The organism is Pseudomonas sp. R76, assembly GCF_009834565.1.
Classification (GTDB): domain Bacteria; phylum Pseudomonadota; class Gammaproteobacteria; order Pseudomonadales; family Pseudomonadaceae; genus Aquipseudomonas.
This window is the reverse complement of sequence record NZ_CP019428.1, coordinates 6,628,280-6,648,850: the sequence shown is the minus strand read 5'-3', so window position 1 is coordinate 6,648,850 and position 20,571 is coordinate 6,628,280. Positions and strand designations below refer to the sequence as shown.

The following is a 20,571-nucleotide window of genomic DNA, read 5'->3' as shown; positions in this document are numbered from 1 at the left end:
CCTGCATCGCGGGCAAGCCCGGCTCCCACAGAAGAGCCGGCTCATTCGTGGTTATGCGCTTTTCGCCGAAGGCAGCTTCGATACCAGGCGCAGCGACACGGTCAGCCCTTCGAGCTGATAGTGCGGGCGCAGGTAGAACTTGGAGTTGTAGTAACCCGGGTTGCCTTCGACGTCTTCCACGATCACTTCGGCAGCCGCCAACGGGTGCTGGGCCTTGGTGGTTTCGGTGGAGTACGCCGGGTCGCCGTCGACGTAGTTGAGGATCCAGTCCTGCAACCAGCGCTGCATCTCGTCCTTCTCTTTGAAGGAACCGATCTTGTCGCGCACGATGCACTTCAAGTAATGCGCGAAACGGCAGGTGGCGAACAGGTACGGCAGGCGCGCGGCCAGGTTGGCGTTGGCGGTGGCGTCCGGGTCGTCGTATTCGGCCGGTTTCTGCAACGACTGGGCGCCGATGAAGGCCGCGAAGTCGGTGTTTTTCTTGTGCAGCAGCGGCATGAAACCGTTTTTCGCCAGCTCCGCTTCACGGCGGTCGCTGATGGCGATTTCGGTCGGGCACTTCATGTCCACGCCGCCGTCATCGGTCGGGAACGTGTGGGCAGGCAGGTTTTCCACTTCACCGCCGGATTCCACGCCACGGATGCGCGAGCACCAGCCGTAGTGTTTGAACGAACGGTTGATGTTCACCGCCATCGCGTACGCGGCGTTGGCCCAGGTGTACTTGGAGCTGTCGGCGCCGTCGGTGTTTTCTTCGAAGGCGAAGGCTTCCACCGGGTCAGTCTTGGCGCCATACGGCAGGCGCGCCAGGAAGCGCGGCATGGTCAGGCCGATGTAGCGCGAGTCTTCCGATTCACGCAGCGAACGCCAGCCGGCGTATTCCGGGGTAGTGAAGATCTTGGTCAGGTCGCGCGGGTTCGACAGTTCCTGCCACGAGCCCATGCCCATCACGGTCGGCGAGGCCGCAGCGATGAACGGGGAGTGCATGGCGGCGCAGACTTTCGACAGCTCGCCCAGCAGCTCCACGTCGGGTGGCGACTGGTCGAAGTAGTAATCGCCGACCAGGCAGCCGTACGGTTCGCCGCCGAACTGGCCGTATTCTTCTTCGTACATCTTCTTGAAGATCGGGCTCTGGTCCCACGCGGTGCCCTTGAATTTCTTCAGGGTCTTGTGCAGGTCCGGCTTGGAGATGTTGAGCACGCGAATCTTCAGCTGCTCATCGCTCTCGGTGTTGTTGACCAGGTAGTGCAGGCCACGCCAGGCGCTTTCCAACTGTTGGAAATCCTGGTGATGGATGATCTGGTTAACCTGGGCGGTGAGCTTGGCGTCGATGGCGGCGATGATCGATTCAATCGACTTGATCGCGTCATTCGAGACCAGATCCGTCTGTGCCAGAGCCTGTTCGGCCAGGGTGCGCACGGCGGTTTCCACGGCTTCGCGGGCACGCTCGGTCTTGGGTTTGAATTCTTGCAGCAGCAGGTTCGCGAACTCGCTGGCTTCTTGGGTGGCACCCAGGTTCTGTGCGCCTTCGCGGGCGGTATTGTCGGTCATGATTATTGATCCCCAGCAGGCTTCGGCGCGCTCGCAAGGGCCTGCAGCAGTGCCGGGTCCTTGATCGCTTTCATGATGATTTCTTCAGCGCCGGTCTTGCCGTCCATGTAGGTCAGCAGGTTGGCCAGCTGGGTGCGGGCTTCGAGCAGCTGGTTCAGCGAGTCGACCTTGCGGGCCACGGCGGCCGGGCTGAAGTCGTCCATGCTTTCGAAGGTGATGTCCAGGCTCAGGTTGCCTTCGCCGGTCAGCTCGTTCGGTACGTGGAATGCCACGCGCGGCTGCATGGCCTTGAGGCGCGAGTCGAAGTTGTCGACGTCCACTTCAAGGAACTTGCGGTCGGCCACGGGCGCCAGAGGCTCGGCAGGCTTACCGGCGAGGTCGGCCATCACACCCATCACGAAGGGCAGCTGGACCTTTTTCTCGGCGCCGTAAAGCTCGACGTCGTACTCGATCTGCACTCGAGGCGCACGGTTGCGCGCGATGAATTTCTGAGAACTTTGCTTCGCCACGTTGCTGCTCCTGGTCGCTTGAGCGACGGTGTTGTTACTGCACAGTCCGGCGGCTTACTCGTCGTCCGGGCCGCGCAGGTTTTCAAATTGGGACATGCCGTCGGGAATCAGATTGCGCACGATGGCCGCGAAGTCGGCGTGCACCAGATTCTTCGCCCGGTTCAACAGCACCGGCAGCGGGCTCGAAGGCTCGTGCCGGGTGTAGTACGCAAGGATCTTGTCGAGGCTGCGCAGCACGTCATCGCGGCTGGCGATGTCGCCCGTCGGGCGTGGTGCGGCGGGGGCAGCAGCGTATTCAACCGAGGGGGCATTGTCGTCACTGACGGCCTCGGGCTCGCTGCTGGTATCGCTGTTCGGTACGCATTGGTTGAGGACTTGCAGCGCCTGCTTGAGCGGTTGCTTCAACAGGCTGAGGTCCACGCCCTGGGCCGAGCCGACCTGGTCGCTGACCTGTTGTTCGATGGCTTCGCAGGCGGCACGCGCGGCGCTCAAGGCGTCGCGGGTGGCTTGCAGTTGTTCGGGGTCGCTGTCGAGGAACGCGGCGTTGAGTTGCTGGGCGCCGAGCTGTTCATCGGGGAAACTCATCAAGCCGCTGGCGTTCAGCGCGGCGCGCAGGCTCACCGGCCCGAACGTGCGCGAGCGCGTAAGAATACTTTCGCGCAGCAGGCGAATGGTCGCGTCGCTGGTCAGGCCGGACAGGGCATTGATGCGTACGGTAGGGTCGTTATCGTCGTCGGCATCCAGGCGCGGGTGCAGGTCGGCCCAGTATTCGCGCAGCAGCGCGTTGATCAGCGTCAGAACTTCGGCCAGCCCGGCCACGCCTTGCAGGGCGAGGGAGCTTTGCAACAGGAAATGGGTGATGCGCAGGTCTTTGCTGCGCTGCAACAGGTCGAGGCTCTGCTGCTGGATGCTGCGCCATTCCGGCGGTTCAGCGGGCAAGATCGAGTCGCCCATGCTGCGCTCGGGTTGGCCTTTGGCGTCACGCTCCAATTGGAGAAATTGCGCGTCATATTCCATATCTTCGCCACACGGCGAAGTCGCGGAAACGGCGGCGAGCAGCAACGGCACATCCACTTGATTTGATCTCCCTATCCGCCCGTTAGATACCGGGCAATGCATGCATTAGTTGCGCAATGAACTTTGCATGTTTTCTTGGTCATATAGTCAGAGTGCCACTAATGCGCCATCACTGATGTTCAAGAAGTTGTGCATTTTTGGTGTAGTAGTTACGCGTTGTCAAGGTAAGCTATTCGCCCTCTGTGACAGATGTGCGGTGCTTAACAACCTGCGCGACTGGTGGGTCGAGTGGCGCACCGGGACAGGATTTTTGTCATGGAGCCCCGTTAAGATCAGCGATCATGCTGACAAAAACAGGTTGTGAAGGTCGATTGCACGACCTGGTGGGGATCTCTCGGGAACCGTCGTCCCGGGACTCGACTGCGCGCGAAGTATCAGCAAGGAGGCAAGATGTCGCTGTGTTTGACTATCACTAGTTATCACAAGATTACCCCTGGGCAGTGCCCCGAAAAGTCCATGAATCAGGGCTCGATGGCTATCGGCCGCAGCTCGGATAATGACTGGGTGTTGCCTGATCCGGAGCGCCTGGTTTCCTCGCAACACTGTGTTATTCAATACAAAGATGGCCGTTATTATTTAACCGATAACAGCACCAACGGCGTGGAACTGGTTAACGCCGGCATTCGTATGCGCCGAGGCAACAGCGAGCTGCTGCAAGATGGCGAGCTGATCCGCATCGGCGATTACGAAATCCAGGCGCGCATCGACTTCAACGTGCAAGCCGTTGATAGCCAGCCGTTTACCGGTGATTCGCCGAACAGTTTTGAAGCGCTGATGGGCGCAGTGGCGAACACGCCAGCGCCAGTGCCGGTGATCGCGCCGCAGTTTCAGGGTGCTTCGTCGATGGACACGCTGCCCGACCTGTTCGACTTCCTCACGCCGACAGCCGTGCCACCACCGACCGTGGCAGACCACGTGCCCTCCGAGCAGCACGACTTCCGCCCGCCAACCCCGGTCGCCGTGCCCGTAGTCGAGAAGCCGGTGGTGTCGGGCTCAGTCATTCCTGAAGACTGGGACCTGTTTGCCGACACGCCTGCGCCCGTTGTCAGCATTCCGACACCCGTCGCACCGCCGGCTGCGCCGCCCGTCGTCCAGCCGCCACCGGTGGTCGAGCCCGTGCCCCCCGTGGCCGACAGCCAACAGCCCGACCTCTTGCAAGCCTTCCTGCGCGGCGCCGGCCTCGACCAACTGCGCCTCGACAAAGCCGACGCGCGCGCGCAGATGGAAAGCATCGGCCGCAGCTACCGGCTGATGGTCGAAGGCCTGATCGACGTATTGCGCGCCCGCGCCAGCCTCAAGGGCGAGTTCCGCATGCAGCAGACAATGATCCAGCCTGCCGAAAACAACCCGTTGAAATTCGCACCGAATGCCGACGAAGCCTTACTGCTGTTGCTTCGTCATGGAAACCAAGCGTTTATGGCGCCGGACATCGCCGTGCGCGACAGTTTCGACGACCTGCGCGCTCATCAGTTGGCGGTAATGGCCGGTGTGGAGGCGGCAATCAAACACCTGCTCACGCGCTTTGAACCGGCGCAGCTGGAAGAGCGCATGGGCAAGCCCGCCGGGCTGTCGAGCCTGTTTAACGGCTCGCGCCAGGCCCAGTACTGGCAGCAGTTCACCGAGCTTTACAGCAATATTTCCCGCGAAGCCCAAGAGGACTTCCAGGACTTGTTTGGTCGCGAATTCAGTCGCGCCTACGAAGAACACAGCGCACGACAGCGTCGTTAAAGCGCGACGCAGTAATGGATAAAACGGATAGCTAAGTACGTCATTGAGGACGCAGGATGATTCCCAGGTTTTTACTCGCAGCCGCCACCGCGCTGCTGCTGACGGCGTGTGCCAAGGATGCCGTCAAACCCGAGGCCGCCGCGCAAGCCGAGGCGGACACCGCCGCCGTCGAGCTGCACTTTCACGCGATTGCCGGGCTCAACCCCGGCGCCAACGGCCAGGCCGCCCCGGTGCGGGTGCGCATCTTCGAGCTGAAAAACGCCGCCACCTTCAGCCGCTCCGACTACTTCGCACTGGCTGATCGCGCGCAATCCACCCTCGGCCTGGACCTGCTCGACCAGGACGAAGTGATGGTCCAGCCCGGCCAGCAACTGAGTATCCAACGCGACCTCGACCCGTCCACGCGCCAAATCGGCTTGCTGGTGGGCTACCGCGAACTGGACCGCGCGCAATGGCGCACGGTGCTCACCGTACCGGCGCGCCAATACACCGAATACCAGATCAGCCTCGATGTGCGCGCGGTGCGCGCTGACGTCGTGGTTCCCCCATCCAGCCCTGCCCAATAAGAAGCAATCGGAGCCCCCATGTCCTGGAACAATCGCGTGGTCTGGTCGGAAGGCATGTTCATCGGAACGCAGCACTTCCAGCAGCATGACCGTTACCTGGAAAACCTGATCGACGCCCGCAGCCGCCCGTTGTCTGCCGGCGCGTGGGGTTTTTCCGAGCTGTTGATTGACCAGGGCCTGCTGGCCCAGGGCAAGCTGGCCATCGTGTCGGCGCGCGGCCTGTTGCCGGATGGCACGCCGTTCAATATTCCCCAGGATGACTTGGCGCCGAGCCCGCTGAATATCGACGACAATCTGCGCGACGGCCTGGTCTACCTGGCCTTGCCGCTCAAGCGCGCAGGCGCGCGTGACACGGTAGACGACGGCGAAGACCTCGGCGCCGCACGTTATGTCAGCCAGGTGCGCGAAGTCCGTGATGACAATGCCCCGTTCGAAAACCGCGCGCCGGTAGCCGTGGGCTCGCGCGCGCTGCGCCTGTTGACGGCACAAGATGGCATCAGCGATTACGCCGCCATTGGCCTGGTGCGCATCAAGGAAAAACGCGCCGACCGCGCGCTGGTGCTCGACGACACTTACATTCCACCGGTACTCGACGTGGCCGCCAGCAAACCGCTGACCGCCTTTCGCAGCGAACTGCTCGGCCTGCTGCACCAGCGTGGCGAAGCCCTGGCCGGTCGTGTGGTCGCCTCGGGTGCCGGTGGTGCGTCGGAGATTGCCGACTTCATGCTGCTGCAACTGGTCAACCGCGCGCAGCCGCTGCTCCAGCATTTCAGCCAGTTGAGCCCGCTGCACCCGGAGCGTTTCTTCAGTGAGCTGGTGAGCCTGGCCGGCGAGTTTTCCACCTTCTCGACTTCGGGTCGGCGCCCCCAGGAATACCCGCACTACCAGCACGACGACCTGGCCTTGAGCTTCGCCCCGGTGATGGCGGCCTTGCGTGAAGCGCTGTCGATGCTGATCGACAGCAAAGCCACGCCGATCCCGATTGTGGAGAAAGCCTACGGCATCCACGTGGCGATGCTCGCCGACAAAACCCTGCTCGACAGCGCCAGTTTCATCCTCGTGGTGCGCGCCGATGTGCCCGGCGAAACCCTGCGCGCGCGCTTCGGCCAACAGAGCAAAGTCGGTTCGGTGGAACACATCCGCGACATGGTCAACCTGCAACTGCCGGGTATTGGCCTGTTGCCGTTGCCGGTGGCGCCACGCCAGATCCCGTACCACGCGGGCAGCACCTATTACGAACTGGACCGTGGCAGCGAGTACTGGCAACAGCTGAACAACTCCGGTGGCTTTGCCTTCCACATCGCCGGGCAGTTCCCGGGCTTGAACCTGGCCTTCTGGGCGATCCGAGGATAATCCGCGATGCATCCCAATGATGATGACCGCACCCAGTTCATGCCGCGCCCGGGTGGCCGTGCGCCGGAACCTGCGCGTGCAGAACCGGCGCCTTTATCGATGCCGGCCGCGCCGATCCTGACCGGCAAAAGCCAAGGCCTCAACCCGCTGGAAAGCGCTGCCGGCCCACTGCTGGCGCTGTTGACGCGCCTGCGCAACACCATCGCGCATCCGGCACCGGCCAGCCTGCGCGCGCAGTTGCTGGCTTACTTGCGCCAGTTCGAAGAGCGCGCCGAAGCCGCTGGCGTGGCGCGCAATGAAGTGCTGCTGGCGCGTTACGCGCTGTGCACCGCGCTCGATGAAGCGGTGCTCAGTACGCCGTGGGGCAGCACCAGCGACTGGGGCAAGCAGAGCCTGTTGATCACCGTGCACAACGAAGCCTGGGGCGGCGAAAAAGTCTTCCAGTTGCTCGACCACTGCCTGCAAAGCCCGCGCGAGCGTTTGTATTTGCTGGAGCTGTTGTACCTGTGCATGTGCCTGGGTTTCGAGGGCCGTTACCGCGTGATGAATGACGGTCGCAGCCAGTTGGAAGCCTTGCGTGAACGCACCGCCGCCGCCATTCGCAGTGCGCGTGGCGAACACGAGCGCGAGCTGTCGCCGCACTGGCGCGGCGTGACCGTGGCGCGTGATCGCCTGGCGCAATTCATGCCGCCGTGGATCGCCGTGGCCATCGGCCTGGCGTTGCTGCTGGCGTTGCTGTTCGGCTTGCGCATGAAGCTGGCCTCGGACGCCGAGCCGGTGTTCAAGAACATCCATGCCCTGGGCGAGATTCCGGTGCAGGCCATCGACCGGCCGGTGGCGCAGCCCAAAGTCATTGAGCGGCCACGCCTGGCCGGTTTCCTGGTGGAAGACATCAAGGCAGGCCGCGTGGCCGTGGAAGACAAGGTCGACCGCTCTGTGGTGACGATCCGTGGCGATGAGCTGTTCGCGTCCGCCAGCTCCAGCATCGTCGATGACTACCAGCCGTTGATGCTGCGCATCGCTGACGCCATCCGCAAGGTCAAGGGCCAGGTGCGCGTCACCGGGCACAGTGACAACCGCCCGATTGCCACGCTGCGCTTCCCGTCCAACTGGGCGCTGTCCGAAGCCCGCGCCAAGTCGGTGCTGGAGATTCTGGCAGCCAAGACCGGCCAGGCGGAGCGCTTCAGCGCCGAAGGCCGAAGCGACACTGAGCCTGTGGCCACCAACGCCACTGCCGAAGGCCGTGCCCGCAATCGTCGGGTTGAAATCACCGTATTGGCGGAGGGCGTCGAGTGAAGGCGTTTTTCAGTTTCATGATTCGCTGGGTGATCCCCGTGCTGGGCCTGATTGCCCTGAGCCTGATCATCTGGTTTGTCGGGCCGCTGCTCGACTTCCTGGTGCCGGAAGGGCGCCGTTGGGCGCTGATCATCCTGGTATTTGCGGTGTGGATCGCTTACCGCGTGTTCCGCATTATCCAGGCCCGGCGCCAAGCTGCCGAAGTGATGCGCAGCCTGGCCGCCGAAACCCCGGTCGACCCCAACAGCGTCGCCACTGCCGAAGAGTTATCGACCCTGCGCCAGCGCATGGACGAAGCCCTGGCATTGCTGAAAAAGGCCAAGCTCGGCGGTGATGAGCGTCGCAACCTCTACGAGCTGCCGTGGTACGTAATCATCGGCCCACCGGGTTCGGGCAAGACCACCGCGCTGGTCAATTCCGGCCTGCACTTCCCACTGGCCGCGCAGCTGGGTGCCGGTGCGGTGCGCGGCGTCGGCGGCACGCGCAACTGTGATTGGTGGTTTACCGACCAAGCCGTTTTGCTCGACACCGCGGGCCGCTACACCACCCAGGACAGCAACTCCACGGTGGATAAAGCCGCGTGGCTGGGCTTCCTTGATCTGCTGAAAAAGCAGCGTTCGCGCCGCCCGATCGATGGCGCGTTTATCGCCATTAGCCTGTCGGATCTGCTGCTCGGCACGGATGCCGAGCGCGCGGCCCATGCCGCCGCGATTCGCCTGCGTATCCAGGAGCTGTACACCCAGCTGGGCGTGCGTTTCCCGATCTACCTGATGCTGACCAAGCTCGACCTGGTGCCGGGCTTCATGGAGTACTTCGACAACCTGAGCAAGGAAGACCGCGCCCAGGTATGGGGCATGACCTTTGCCCTGGACGACGGCAAAAACAGCGACAGCCCGTTGGCGACGCTGCAAAGCGAATTCGCCGGCTTGGAGCAGCGCCTCAACGAACGCTTGGTGGAGCGCCTGCAACAAGAGCGCGACCCAGCCCGGCGCGACCTGATCTACGGTTTCCCGCAGCAATTCGGTGCCTTGAAGGATTGCCTGCAAGGCTTCCTCGAAGGTGTGTTCAAACCCAACGCCTTTGAAGAGCGCGTGTTGCTGCGCGGCGTGTACTTCACCAGCGGCACCCAGGAAGGCAGCCCGATTGATCGCCTGATCGGCGCCATGGCCCAGAGCATGAACCTGGACCGCCAGCACCTGGCGCGCCAGAGCGGCACCGGTCGCAGTTATTTCATCGAAAAACTGTTCACCGCCGTGGCCTTTGCCGAGCGTGGGCTAGTGGGTGTGAACCCGAAGGTCGAGCGTCGGCGCAAATGGATCGCACGCGGCGTGCTGGCCGCGACCGTGGCGTTGGTGGTGGTGGTCAGCGGTTTGTGGTGGTTGAGTTACCGCGCCAACCAGGCGTACATCGTCCAGGTCGATCAGAAGGTCGCGCCGCTGGGCCAGACCGTGCAGAACCTCAGCCCGGCGCAGCGCGAAGTACTGGCTGTGCTGCCGTTGCTGAATGCGGTGAAGAACCTCGCGGGTGATTCGCCGAGCTGGTCAGAAGGCTTGGGCCTGTACCAAGGCGACATGCTTGAAGCCGAGTCCGCCAGCGTCTACCGCAAGCTGTTGATCGCCGTATTCGCGCCACGCCTGGTGACGCGCATCGAGGAACAACTGCACGGCGGCGGCAATTCCGACTTCCTGTACGAAGGCCTCAAGGCCTACTTGATGCTCGCCGACGCCGAGCATTACGACCCGGACTTCATCAAGGCCTGGATCGCCCTGGACTGGGACCGCAACCTGCCGCGCGACCTGCCGGCCGATCAGCGCCAGGCGTTGAGCGGGCACTTGCAGGCGCTGTTCGAACGCCACCCGCCGAACGCACGCCTCGACCCACGGCTGATCGACGACCTGCGTCGGCAGCTGCAACAACTGCCGGTGGCCCAGCGCGTGTATGACCGGGTAAAACGCCAGAAACTGCCCGAAGGTGTCCCGGACTTTCGCATTAACGAAGCTGCCGGCCGCGACGCTGCGCTGGTATTCAGCCGCAAAAGTGGCAAGCCGTTGGGCGAGCCGCTGAGTGGGTTCTTCACCGCCAAGGGTTATCGCCAGGCATTCCTGCTCAGCAGCCTGAACCAGACCGGCACCCTCGCCGAAGAGCAATGGGTGCTGGGCCGTGAACAGGCCGACCAGCAGAACGTGGTCAGCCTCGCCGCCGATGTGCGCCGCCTGTACTTCCAGGATTACCAGCGCCAGTGGGACGCGTTGCTTGCCGACATCGACTTCGTGCCGATCACCAGCGTCGCCCAGGCGGCCGATGTGCTGCGGGTGATTTCCGGACCTACGTCGCCGCTGAAAAAGCTGCTGGTGGCCGTCTCCAAGGAAACCGATCTGCAAGCCGAAGAACGCCAATTGGCCGCCAAAGGCGTGCCGGTGGAAGGGGGTGTCGACAAACTCAAGGAGCGCCTTGGCAGCCTGCTTGGCCAGGAGCAACCGACCGCCAACGCACCGCAGGCGGCAGACGATCCGGTGACCGCGCACTTCGCCGAACTCAACAGTATCGTCAGCAAGAATGAAGGCGAACCGGCTGCCATTGATGGCTTGCTGGCGGACATGAACGCGCTGTATGTGCAGGTCAGCGCCATGGTCGGCGCCAGTGGCGATGCCTTGCTCGGCGAGGCGAAGAACCAGGCGGCGGCTGCGGCCACGCGGGTCAGCCTGAATGCCGAACGCCAGCCGCCGCTGGTGCAGGGCATGGTCAAGTCGGTGGTCAATTCCACCACCAACAGCATGATGGGCGGGGTGCGCAACCAACTCAACGCGGCGTGGGTCAGCGAAGTGGTCAACGTGTACCGTCAGTCCCTGGCCGGGCGTTACCCGATGGCGCCGGGCAGCGCGCGTGACGCCACGCTGGACGACTTTGGTCAGTTCTTCGGCGTCGGCGGGGTGATGGACAACTACTTCCGCAAGTACCTGCAGCCTTACGTCGACACCTCCGCACAGACCTGGCGCTGGCAGCCGGGCGCTGCGCAGAAGCTCGGGATTGCGCCGGGCGTGTTGCAAACCTTCCAGCGTGCGGCGGCGATTCGTGATGCGTTCTTCCGCGCGGGCGGCACCCAGCCGATCGTGCGTTTCGAGCTTAAACCGGTGTCGATGGATCCGACCATCACCCAGTTCCTGCTCGACCTGGACGGCCAGCAAATCAGCTACGACCACGGCCCAAGCCGCCCGGTGGCCATGCAATGGCCGAACCCCGGCAGCATCGGCGTGGTGCGTATTTCGATCATGCCGCCATCGGCCAGTGGCCGTTCCGGCGTGACCCTGGACGGCCCGTGGGCCTGGTTCCGCTTGCTGGAACAGTCGGACCTCACCGCCGGCAACTCGCCGGACCGCTTCAACCTGCGCCTGCGGGTCGACGGCGCGAGCATCGCCTACGAGTTGCGCGCCAACAGTGCTTTCAACCCGTTCAAGAGCCGTGTGCTCAGCGGCTTCAGCCTGCCGGAGCGGTTATGACGACGCTGGGTTTCTACGGCAAGTTGGCCAGCCGCGGTGACTTTGTCAGCCGCGCCTTGCCCCAGAGTTTTATCGGCCCGTGGGACAGCTGGCTGGCGGCGGGCTTGCTTGCCAGCCAGAACAGCCTCGGCGGTGACTGGCTCAACGTGTATTTGGTCAGCCCGTTGTGGCGCTTCGTGCTGGCGCCGGGTGTGTGCGGGCCGGATGCGGCGGCGGGTGTGGTGATGCCGAGCATTGACCGGGTCGGGCGGTATTTCCCGCTGGCGGTGGTGGCGTTGCTCGATCACGACACCAACCCGGCGTCGCTGGTCGGCGGGCCGGACACTTGGTTCGAGCAGGCCGAAGAGCTGCTGCTCAGCACGCTGGATGCCGGCGCGACCTTTGAAGGCTTCAACGATGGCGTCGACAAACTCGGCATTCCGGCCAGTGAGCAACGCGCGGTGGACAGCCGTTTTGCTGGCCTGCAGCGGGTGGCTGCCACCGTGCCCCATAGCCGCATGACCGCGCTCGCCGAACAGGCCTGCGAGGGCGCGAGCCTGTGGTGGGGCCGTGGCTCGCAGGTGATTTCCCCTGGTTTATTGCGGTGTCAGGGCTTGCCTGCCGCCGGCGATTTTGCGCAGTTTTTGCTCGGACAAGAAGGTGTGATGTAGATGGGGTCGACGTTCAAATCCGCGAGCAAAAGCCATGTGGGCATGGTCCGTCAGGTCAATGAAGACGCGTGCCTGGACCTGCCGGAGAACCGCCTGTGGGTGGTGGCCGACGGCATGGGCGGGCATGCGGCGGGGGACTACGTCAGCAGTTTGATCGTCGACAGCCTGCGCAATGTGCCGGTGGGGCGTTCCCTCGACGAATACTCGGCGGCCTTGCGCAATGACCTGCTGCGCATCAACGCAGCCGTGCGCGAAGAAACCGCCAACCGTGGCGTGACCATGATGGGCAGTACGGTTGTGGTATTGGCCGCACGCGGTCTGCGTGGCGTGTGTTTGTGGGCTGGCGACAGCCGCCTGTACCGCCTGCGCGACGGCGTGCTCGAAGGCATTTCCCGCGACCACAGCTACGTGCAGGACCTGCAAGACAGCGGCCTGCTCAGCGAGGCCGATGCCCGCGTGCACCCGCGCGCCAATATCGTCACCCGCGCGATAGGCGTGGAAGCCCAGTTGGAACTGTCGGTGGTCGATTTGCTGATCGCCCCCGGTGACAGCTACCTGCTGTGCAGCGACGGCCTGAACAAAACCGTCGAAGACCATGAAATCCGCGAGGTGCTGGGCCATGACGCGCCGGACGAAATCGTGCGCAGCCTGGTGCACCTGGGCCTCAACCGAGGCGCGCCGGACAATATCACCGCCATTGTCGTGAAGGTTTCGCCATGAACATCGTGATTCCGGGTTATGACATCGAAGGCGAGATCGGCGAAGGCGCCATGGCCAGCGTGTACCTGGCGACCCAGCGCTCGCTGGAGCGCAAGGTGGCCTTGAAAGTGATGGCTGCCGCGCTGGCGGCCGACCCGAGTTTCTGCGAGCGCTTCCTGCGTGAGGGCAAGACCCTGGCGCGCTTGTCGCACCCGCACACGGTGACCATCCATGACATCGGCAATGTCGGTGAGCTGTATTACATGGCCATGGAATACCTGCCCAACGGCACGCTCAAAGAGCGCATTGCCGCCGGGCTGACGCCGGAGCAGGGCGTGACGCTGATCCGCCAGATCGCTTCGGCCCTGGGCTATGCGCATGCCCAAGGCTTGGTGCACCGTGACGTCAAGCCGGCGAACATTCTGTTCCGCGCCGACGGCACAGCCGTGTTGTCGGACTTTGGCATCGCCAAATCCCTGGATGACCGCACCCAGTTCACCCAGGCCGGATTTGCCGTGGGCACGCCGAGCTACATGAGCCCGGAACAGGCGCGGGGCCAGGAGATTGATGGCCGCGCCGACCTCTACGCATTGGGCGTGGTGCTGTATGAAATTCTCGTCGGCAAGCTGCCTTACACCGGCACCGATGCGCTTTCCACGGCGCTTGCGCACTTGACCGAACCCCTGCCCGAATTGCCGGTGCACCACGGCCGTTATCAGGACGTGCTGCGCAAGCTGTTGGCCAAAGACCCGGCGGAACGTTTCCCGGATGCGGCGGCGTTGCTGCGCGCGCTGGACCAGCTGCCGGCGGAGTCGCCGGAAGCTACGCTGGTGCGGCCGTTGCCTATTCCGCTGAGTTTTGACTTGGCGGGCATGACGCCGGTGTCTATCGAGATTCCGACCGATAAGCCCCAGCCGCAACCGGTGCGCCAGCCGGTGGTGACGCCAACCCAACACAACGCCGTATCGGAGCAGCGTCGTGGGCCGGTGTTGGCTCTGGCTGCGGTCGCGGTGGCTGTCGCGCTGGCCATTGGTGGTACGAGTTATTGGTGGCTGAGCGGTAGCGATACGCCGGCGGCACCGCCCGCTGCGGTGGTGCCAAAAACGCCCGCGCCCCCTGAAGTAAAAACGGCTGTGGCCGATGCGGACGGCGGCCAGCGGCCCTTGCTGATGGCGGGTAAAAAGACCTTGTTCCAGCGCGTGCTCAGCAAGCCGGGCGCCAAGCTGTCCCATGACGCCGGTGGTGCCTCCGGCGAAGCGCTGCCGGCGTTTTCGGTGCTCTACGTGTACCAGCGCAAAGACGTCGACGGCAGCCCCTGGGTGCGTGTCGGTACCGCCACCGATGGGCGCAGTGATGGCTGGCTGCCGGCCGCCCAGGTCAGCGACTGGAAGCAGAGTTTGGTGCTCAAGTTCACCGAGCGCTCGGGCCGCGCGCCGGTGATGTTCCTGCGCCAATCCAGCGAGGTGGAAAAGCTGTTGGCTGATCCTGCGGCGGCCAAAGGCGTGCTGGCCAAGGCGCAGAAGAACAGCGAAGACAATCAGCAAGTGCTGGCGCTGGAACCGACGGCCAGCGCCGTACCGCAGAACCAGTTTTACCTGCTGCCGATCTTCGACTCTAAAGAGAGCTTCGACGAAAACGGCCAGCCGGTGCAGTTGCTGAATGTGGCCTCTATCGATCCCGGCAGCAGCGCTGCTGCGAAGCCGACTGCTCGCGCAACCAACACCAGCGCCGACGCCTTCCGCACTGCCGTGGTGCTGGTGGTCGACACCACCGTGTCGATGCAGCCTTACATCGACCAGGTCCGCGATGTGGTGCACGAGTTGCAGACCCGCATCGCCGAGCGCGGCGAGTTGGACAGCGTCAGTTTCGGCCTGGTGGGCTTTCGCAACAGCATCAAGAAAACCCCCGGCCTGGAATACGTCGCCAAGACGCTGATCACGCTGGATCAAGGCCGCGATCCGCAACGCTTCCTCGACATGGCACGCCAGGTCAAAGCCTCCACCGTGTCCAGCCACTCGTTCAACGAAGACGCGTTTGCCGGGGTGATGCAGGCGGTGGATGGCATGGATTGGTCCGGCTACGGCGGGCGCATTATTCTGCTGGTCACCGACGCGGGTGCGCTGCGCAAGAACGACCCGTTCGCCGCCACGCAAATGAACGAAGCCGAAGTGCGCCAGGCCGCCTTGGGCAAGCAGATCAAGATCTACGCCTTGCACCTGCGCACCGACGCCGGCAAGAAAACCCACGCCGGTGCCGAAACCCAGTACCGCGTGCTGACTGCCGACGCCAACCCGCAGATCGGCGACCTCTACACGCCGGTGCCGGGTGGTGACGTGCGCAAATTGGGTGAGCGTGTCGACGAGATCGGCAGCGTGTTCGCCAACCTCGTGCACCAGGTGCGCAGCAACACGCCACAGCCGGTGCCGCTGTTGAGCGCCGCGCCGACCTTGGCCGACAAGTCCGCCGCCGTCGGTTACGCCATGCACATGGATTTCCTCGGCCGCAAAACCGCCATCCAGGCGCCGCAACTGGTCAGCGCCTGGACCGCCGACCGCGACCTGACCAACCCGGCGCTGCCGGCGTTTCAGGTGTGCGTGATGCTGACCAAGTTGCAGCTCAATGACCTGCAGCAGTCGCTGAAGCTGATCGTCGACGCCGCACGCAAAACCCAAACCTCGCCCAAGGACTTCTTCCAGGAAATCGCCAGCGCCTCGGCGTACATGAGCCGCGACCCGCAAGCCCTGCGCAAGGGCGGCAACCTCGCCGATGGCGGCATCCTCGGCGAATACCTGGAAGGCCTGCCGTACCGCAGCAAGTCGCTGAACATGACCCAGGACTTGTGGTTGTCGTTGAGCGTGGCCGAGCAGGAAGACTTTATCGACGAGCTGGATTCGAAAATCCGTCTCTACGAAACCTTCCACAATGACGTGGCCAACTGGGTCCGTTTCGGCGATGCCGAGCCGGGCGATGCGTTGTACCGCGTGCCTTTGTCGACGCTGCCGTAATGCTGAACCTGAGCGCAGTGCACAAAAGCCGCGGCGTCGGCAGCCAGCGCTACAGCCTGGTGATTCCGGCGCTGCAACTGCGCGCGGGTGAACAATTGGCGATTGTCGGGCCCAGTGGCTGCGGCAAAAGTACCTTGCTCGATGTGCTGGCGCTGGTGCTGGCGCCGGATCAGGTTGGCCAGTTTGAGTTTGATCAGGTTGATATCGGCGGGCTGTGGCGTGCTGATCGGCAATCCACCTTGGCCGAGTTGCGCAGCAAAAACCTGGGCTATGTGCTGCAAACCGGCGGCCTGCTGGGGTTTCTCGATGTGCGCAGCAATATCGCCTTGTCCCGGCAATTGCTGGGTTTGAAGGACGACGGCAGCGTGGCGCGCCTGGCCGAGCAGTTGGAAATCAGCGATCAGTTGGCCAAGAAACCGGCGGCGCTGTCGGTAGGCCAACGCCAACGCGTGAGCTGCGCCCGCGCCTTGGCCCATGCGCCGCAATTGGTATTGGCGGATGAACCGACCGCGTCGCTGGACCCGCTGAATGCTGAGCGCGTGATGCAGGCGCTGTTGGCCCAGGCCCGTGAGCACCGCGCGGCCTGTGTGATCGCCACCCATGACGAACCCTTGGCCCGCGCCAGTGGCTTGCAGGTGCGGCGCATCAGTTGCCGGCGCGACGCCGATGGCGGCGTCACCGCCACGCTCGGGGAGGTGTGCTGATGCGTATCGGCCTGGTGGCGTCGCTGGCCTGGCAGGATTACCGCAACGACGCCTGGCTGTCGGCCTGTTCGGTGCTGGCGCTGGTGGCCGTCATCGCGCCGTTGCTGGTGTTATTCGGGCTGAAATTTGGACTGGTTAGCAGTTTGACCGAACGCTTGGAGACCGACCCGGCCACTCGTGAAATTATTCCGTTGGGCGGTGGTCGATTCAACGCGGCGTTTATCGAGCAGCTTGCCCAGCGTAGCGATGTGGCCTTTGCCGTGCCGCGTACACGGCAGATTGCGGCGACGGCGCAAGTGGGCACGCTGACCTTGGAAATGCTGCCGACGGCGCCGGGTGATCCGTTGCTCGTGGATTTGCCGATGCCTCGCGGCCTGGACCAGATCGTGCTGAGCCACACCGCTGCGGAAAAACTCGCGGCGCGGCCGGGCGATTGGCTGGAGACCCACTTTGCGCGGCAAGTGGCGGGGCGCGTCGAAGCCCAGCGCACGCGGTTGCAGGTGATGGCGGTGCTGCCACTGGAAGCGTTTGCGCGTGACGGTTTGTTTGCTGATTTGGGCTTGCTGGAAGCGGCGGAAGATTATCGCGATGGCCGTGCAGTGCCGGCGTTGGATTGGGAAGGCGATGCGGTCGGCGCGAGTGAGCAGCGTGTGTACCCGGCGTTTCGCCTGTACGCCCGCAGCCTCGCCGATGTGGAACCGTTGCGGGTGTTTTTTGCCGGGCAGAACCTGTTGGTGTCGACCCAGGCCAACACCATCGCCCAGGTGCAGTCGTTGAGCCGCAACCTGTCGATCGTGTTCTGGATCATCGCCGGGTTGGCCTTCGCGGGCGCGTTTGCGGCGATCTTTGCCGGGGCGTTGGCGGCCGTGGCGCGCAAGCGTCGAGAGTTATCGGTGTTGCGGTTGTTGGGGTTTTCCACCGCCGGGCTGTTGCTGTTTGTGGTGCTGCAAGCGCTTTACAGCGCAGGCGTTGCCGCCGTGCTGAGTGCCGGGTTGTATGGCGTGGCCGAGGCGGGTTTGAATAAATTATTTGTGCAGGTGCCGGGTGAATACGCCAGCCACCTGCTGGCGCGTCACTACGGCCTGGCCCTGGTTGCAATCCTTGGCGTCAGCGCCGTGGCGGCGGCTTGTGGCGGTTGGCGAGTGGCGCGTATCCAGGCTTCTGAAGGAATCAGAGATGTATAAGTTACTGGGCGCCTGCGTGGCGCTGAGCTTGGCTTCGCTGGCGTGGGCGGATGAGGCGAGCGACAAACTCGACAACCCCAAACCGTTGCCGGATGACGTGAGCCTGCCGCTGCCGTGCGACGGCAACATGGTGTTCCGCTACGCCTACGTGCTGGCCCAAGGCACCCTGGATGACCGCGAAATCAGCCTCGGCTACCCGTTCAGCGAAGGCGAGGCCGGTTATCAGCAGTCGTTTATTTCCGGCTACCGCCGCGACTTTATCAACGGCCAGTTCACCCTCAAGGATTTGCCCAAAGACTGGAACACCGTCATCGCGCCCTTGATGCCGAAGACCGACGCCAAAACCCCGCTCAAGCCGATGCTGTATTTCATCGGCAAGTACGAAGTGACCGCACGCCAATACGCCCAGGTGATGTCCCAGGCGCAGTCGCTGGCCAGTGGCGAGCCGGCGCCGGCGTGCGATGCGCCCACCGGCATGGCCGCGCGTTTGCCCAAGGTGAAACTGTCGCGCTTTGAGGCCGAGCGCTTCTCGGCGGTGTACAGCGCCTGGTTGATGAAATATCACCGCGACTTGCTGCCGGTGAGTGGTCGCGGTTCATCGGCGGAAGACGGCGGCCTGGGCTTTGTGCGCTTGCCGACGGAAGTGGAATGGGAGTTCGCCGCGCGCGGTGGCCAGGCGGTGAGCCGTCAGGACCTCGAAGGGCGGCTGTTTCCGCGCCGCGTCGAAGGCAGTGAAAGCGACGGCCCGTTGGGTGATTACGCGGTGTTCAACCAGGTCGCTGGCGGCACCGGCCAGGCAGCACGGCTGATGCCGATTGGCACCAAACTGCCCAACCCGATTGGCATGTTCGACGTGATTGGCAATGCGGCGGAAATGGTTCAGGAGTCGTTCCAACTGGTGCACGCCGGGCGTCGCCAGGGCACCTATGGCGGCTTTGTGGTCAAGGGCGGCAACTACCTCGAAGGCGAGGGCACGCTGTTTACCGGCATGCGCCGTGAGTACCCGTTGTTCGCCGCCGACGGCACCGAGCAAAGCAACGAGACCACCGGTTTTCGCGTGGCGATTGGCGCGCTGTCGGCGCCGCGCTCGCGCTACAAGGAATTGTTCGCGCAGTGGCAGAAAGAAGGCCGCCTGGCCTCGCTGACTGACGCCATCGACGACGCCCAGGACCCGACCAAGCGCCTGGACAGCATCATCGCCGCCAGTGTCGATCCCAAGTTGCAAGCCGAGCTTGGGCTGGTCAACGAAGAGCTCAAGCGCAACGTTTCGCTGATCGCCCAGCAACGCGAAGAAGCGGCGGGCAACCTGATTCAGTCGGCCGCGTTGGTGGCCGAGACCATCGCCAACTACAACATCCGCCTGGCCAACCTGCAGAAAAGTCGTCAGCAAGCCCTGGACAACAAGGACGCGGCCAGCGCGCAGCTGTTTGACATGGCCATCACCAATGGCCGTAGTGCGCTGGATGGCGCGGTGGCGATCTACATCGACAACCTGGCGACCGGCACGCGCTACACCGATGCGGTGATCCAGGCGCAGTTTCAACGAATCAAGGAAGAGTTGGATCGCAAGCCCGTGCTCGGCAAGAGCCTGGTGACGCGCGCAACACTGTTCGTTCGCCATGTCGGCAACTACCGCAAGCAACAGCGGGCCGACCCGGCAACGATCTTGAAGGAATTGCTCGCAGCGAGCGGTCAGCGGTCTTGATCGCTGGTTGTATAGCGAGCTTGGAAGGGACTCAGGCGGCGGTGGGCCGTGCTGGGCAAGTCAAACTTAAAAGAGAACACACCTATGCTTTTTTCCCGTAAGACGGTTTCCAAGCGTCACCTGCTGCTGATCGCGGCCGGTTTCAGCACCGTGTTGACCGGTTGCGCCACGTCGCCGTCCTCCAAGGTCGCGTCGAGCACCAAGGTCGAGTACTACCCGAACTGCTACGAGCCGGTGCAGCACCTGCGCGCGACGGATTCGGACATGACCAAGTCGGTCGTTACCGGCGCGGCCCTCGGCGCTGCCGGCGGTGCACTGCTGGGCGCGTTGACCGGCGACTCCGACAAGCGCGGCCGTAACGCCGCCATCGGTGCTGCGGGCGGTGCCCTGGCCGGCGGCGCGGCGGGTTACTACACCGAGCGTCAAAAGCAGATCACCGATGACAACCAGCGCATCGCGTCGTACTCCACCGACTTCAACAAAAGCGCCGCCGACATCGACCGCAGCACCGCGTACGCCAAGGCGTCCCAGCAGTGCTACCAGAGCGCATTCACCAAGCTGGTGAATGATCGCAAAGCCAAGACCGTCAACGACACCGAAGGCCGCAAGCGCCTGGCGGAAATCGTAGCGGGCTTGAAGGAGTCCAATGACCTGATCGTCGCGGTCAACGGCAAAGCCAGTGAAGACCTGAACAACTACACCCAGGCTTACGAGAAAGACCTGCAACAAGTGGGTGTGCAGCGCAACGACGTGGTGACGGTAGCGACCGCCGACACGACGCCAGTGGTGCCGGCCAAAGGCAAAAAACCTGTAAAACCAGCGAAGAAGGCATCTCTGCCAACCGTGCCGAAAGAAGCGGTGACCACCGAGAAGAGCATCCAGACCGTGCAGGCCAAGCAAGCTGAAAGCAAGCAGGTCGCCAGCGCCGGTAAGGCGCAGATCGAAGGCACCTGCCGCGATCCAAACCTCGCCGACTGGGCGCCAGTGCCTTGCCCTAACGTTTAAGTAACATGTTGCTATAAGCGTTAAACGCCAGCCGATCTCCTGCTA

Annotated in this window: 15 protein-coding genes; 12 read left to right on the top strand and 3 right to left on the bottom strand. The window is 63.6% G+C overall.

Annotated features, from left to right (window positions below; genetic code table 11):
- Positions 1-51: 51 nt before the first annotated feature.
- From tssC to tssA, 3 genes are read right to left on the bottom strand one after another with little or no spacing between them, the layout of a single operon-like run.
- On the bottom strand, positions 52-1,548 hold the full coding sequence (tssC, locus tag PspR76_RS30225) for a type VI secretion system contractile sheath large subunit (protein ID WP_159961070.1): 1,497 nt from the start codon (positions 1,546-1,548) through the stop codon (positions 52-54).
- Positions 1,549-1,550: 2 nt separating this feature from the next.
- Positions 1,551-2,057, bottom strand: coding sequence for a type VI secretion system contractile sheath small subunit (gene tssB, locus PspR76_RS30220; RefSeq protein WP_010207547.1), 507 nt, complete (start codon positions 2,055-2,057; stop codon positions 1,551-1,553).
- Positions 2,058-2,111: 54 nt separating this feature from the next.
- Positions 2,112-3,131, bottom strand: a complete 1,020-nt coding sequence (gene tssA / locus PspR76_RS30215) for a type VI secretion system protein TssA (protein ID WP_159961068.1) — start codon at positions 3,129-3,131, stop codon at positions 2,112-2,114.
- Between the two features lie 393 nt (positions 3,132-3,524).
- Here tssA and tagH point away from each other — a divergent pair, with 393 nt between their 5' ends.
- From tagH to tagQ, 12 genes are all read left to right on the top strand, one after another.
- Positions 3,525-4,862 carry a type VI secretion system-associated FHA domain protein TagH gene (tagH, locus tag PspR76_RS30210; protein WP_159961066.1) on the top strand — a complete coding sequence of 446 codons (1,338 nt, stop codon included), beginning with the start codon at positions 3,525-3,527 and terminating at the stop codon, positions 4,860-4,862.
- A 56-nt stretch (positions 4,863-4,918) separates the two neighbouring features.
- Complete coding sequence (gene tssJ, locus PspR76_RS30205) at positions 4,919-5,428, top strand: type VI secretion system lipoprotein TssJ (RefSeq protein ID WP_159961064.1); 510 nt, start codon at positions 4,919-4,921, stop codon at positions 5,426-5,428.
- Between the two features lie 18 nt (positions 5,429-5,446).
- Entirely contained in the window at positions 5,447-6,781 is a 1,335-nt protein-coding gene (tssK, locus tag PspR76_RS30200; protein WP_159961062.1) for a type VI secretion system baseplate subunit TssK, read from the top strand.
- 6 nt (positions 6,782-6,787) lie between these two features.
- Positions 6,788-8,077, top strand: a complete 1,290-nt coding sequence (locus PspR76_RS30195) for a DotU family type VI secretion system protein (RefSeq protein ID WP_159961059.1) — start codon at positions 6,788-6,790, stop codon at positions 8,075-8,077.
- The gene (gene tssM, locus PspR76_RS30190; RefSeq protein ID WP_159961057.1) at positions 8,074-11,574 is read left to right on the top strand and encodes a type VI secretion system membrane subunit TssM; all 3,501 of its coding nucleotides are present in this window, start codon (positions 8,074-8,076) and stop codon (positions 11,572-11,574) included. Before PspR76_RS30195 ends, tssM begins: the two co-directional genes overlap by 4 nt.
- Positions 11,571-12,224 carry a type VI secretion system-associated protein TagF gene (tagF, locus tag PspR76_RS30185; RefSeq protein WP_159961055.1) on the top strand — a complete coding sequence of 218 codons (654 nt, stop codon included), beginning with the start codon at positions 11,571-11,573 and terminating at the stop codon, positions 12,222-12,224. Before tssM ends, tagF begins: the two co-directional genes overlap by 4 nt.
- Positions 12,225-12,944 carry a PP2C family protein-serine/threonine phosphatase gene (locus PspR76_RS30180; RefSeq protein ID WP_159961053.1) on the top strand — a complete coding sequence of 240 codons (720 nt, stop codon included), beginning with the start codon at positions 12,225-12,227 and terminating at the stop codon, positions 12,942-12,944.
- Positions 12,941-15,928 (top strand): serine/threonine-protein kinase, encoded by a 2,988-nt coding sequence (locus tag PspR76_RS30175; protein ID WP_159961051.1) that lies wholly within the window; start codon positions 12,941-12,943, stop codon positions 15,926-15,928. The genes PspR76_RS30180 and PspR76_RS30175 overlap by 4 nt, the downstream gene beginning before the upstream one ends.
- The gene (locus PspR76_RS30170) at positions 15,928-16,632 is read left to right on the top strand and encodes an ABC transporter ATP-binding protein (protein ID WP_159961049.1); all 705 of its coding nucleotides are present in this window, start codon (positions 15,928-15,930) and stop codon (positions 16,630-16,632) included. Before PspR76_RS30175 ends, PspR76_RS30170 begins: the two co-directional genes overlap by 1 nt.
- Positions 16,632-17,816 (top strand): ABC transporter permease, encoded by a 1,185-nt coding sequence (locus PspR76_RS30165; protein WP_159961047.1) that lies wholly within the window; start codon positions 16,632-16,634, stop codon positions 17,814-17,816. Before PspR76_RS30170 ends, PspR76_RS30165 begins: the two co-directional genes overlap by 1 nt.
- Positions 17,809-19,521 (top strand): formylglycine-generating enzyme family protein, encoded by a 1,713-nt coding sequence (locus PspR76_RS30160; protein WP_159961045.1) that lies wholly within the window; start codon positions 17,809-17,811, stop codon positions 19,519-19,521. Before PspR76_RS30165 ends, PspR76_RS30160 begins: the two co-directional genes overlap by 8 nt.
- An 84-nt stretch (positions 19,522-19,605) precedes the next feature.
- On the top strand, positions 19,606-20,526 hold the full coding sequence (gene tagQ, locus PspR76_RS30155) for a type VI secretion system-associated lipoprotein TagQ (protein WP_159961035.1): 921 nt from the start codon (positions 19,606-19,608) through the stop codon (positions 20,524-20,526).
- Positions 20,527-20,571: the final 45 nt, after the last annotated feature.

What these genes read in the sequence shown, in the direction of transcription:
- tagQ (WP_159961035.1), top strand. Translation starts at nt 19,606, where the DNA reads ATGCTTTTTTCCCGTAAGACGGTTTCCAAGCGTCACCTGCTGCTGATC.
- tssK (WP_159961062.1), top strand. Translation starts at nt 5,447, where the DNA reads ATGTCCTGGAACAATCGCGTGGTCTGGTCGGAAGGCATGTTCATCGGA.
- PspR76_RS30175 (WP_159961051.1), top strand. Translation starts at nt 12,941, where the DNA reads ATGAACATCGTGATTCCGGGTTATGACATCGAAGGCGAGATCGGCGAA.
- PspR76_RS30160 (WP_159961045.1), top strand. Translation starts at nt 17,809, where the DNA reads ATGTATAAGTTACTGGGCGCCTGCGTGGCGCTGAGCTTGGCTTCGCTG.
- PspR76_RS30170 (WP_159961049.1), top strand. Translation starts at nt 15,928, where the DNA reads ATGCTGAACCTGAGCGCAGTGCACAAAAGCCGCGGCGTCGGCAGCCAG.
- tagF (WP_159961055.1), top strand. Translation starts at nt 11,571, where the DNA reads ATGACGACGCTGGGTTTCTACGGCAAGTTGGCCAGCCGCGGTGACTTT.
- tssC (WP_159961070.1), bottom strand. Translation starts at nt 1,548, where the DNA reads ATGACCGACAATACCGCCCGCGAAGGCGCACAGAACCTGGGTGCCACC.
- PspR76_RS30165 (WP_159961047.1), top strand. Translation starts at nt 16,632, where the DNA reads ATGCGTATCGGCCTGGTGGCGTCGCTGGCCTGGCAGGATTACCGCAAC.
- tagH (WP_159961066.1), top strand. Translation starts at nt 3,525, where the DNA reads ATGTCGCTGTGTTTGACTATCACTAGTTATCACAAGATTACCCCTGGG.
- tssJ (WP_159961064.1), top strand. Translation starts at nt 4,919, where the DNA reads ATGATTCCCAGGTTTTTACTCGCAGCCGCCACCGCGCTGCTGCTGACG.
- PspR76_RS30180 (WP_159961053.1), top strand. Translation starts at nt 12,225, where the DNA reads ATGGGGTCGACGTTCAAATCCGCGAGCAAAAGCCATGTGGGCATGGTC.
- PspR76_RS30195 (WP_159961059.1), top strand. Translation starts at nt 6,788, where the DNA reads ATGCATCCCAATGATGATGACCGCACCCAGTTCATGCCGCGCCCGGGT.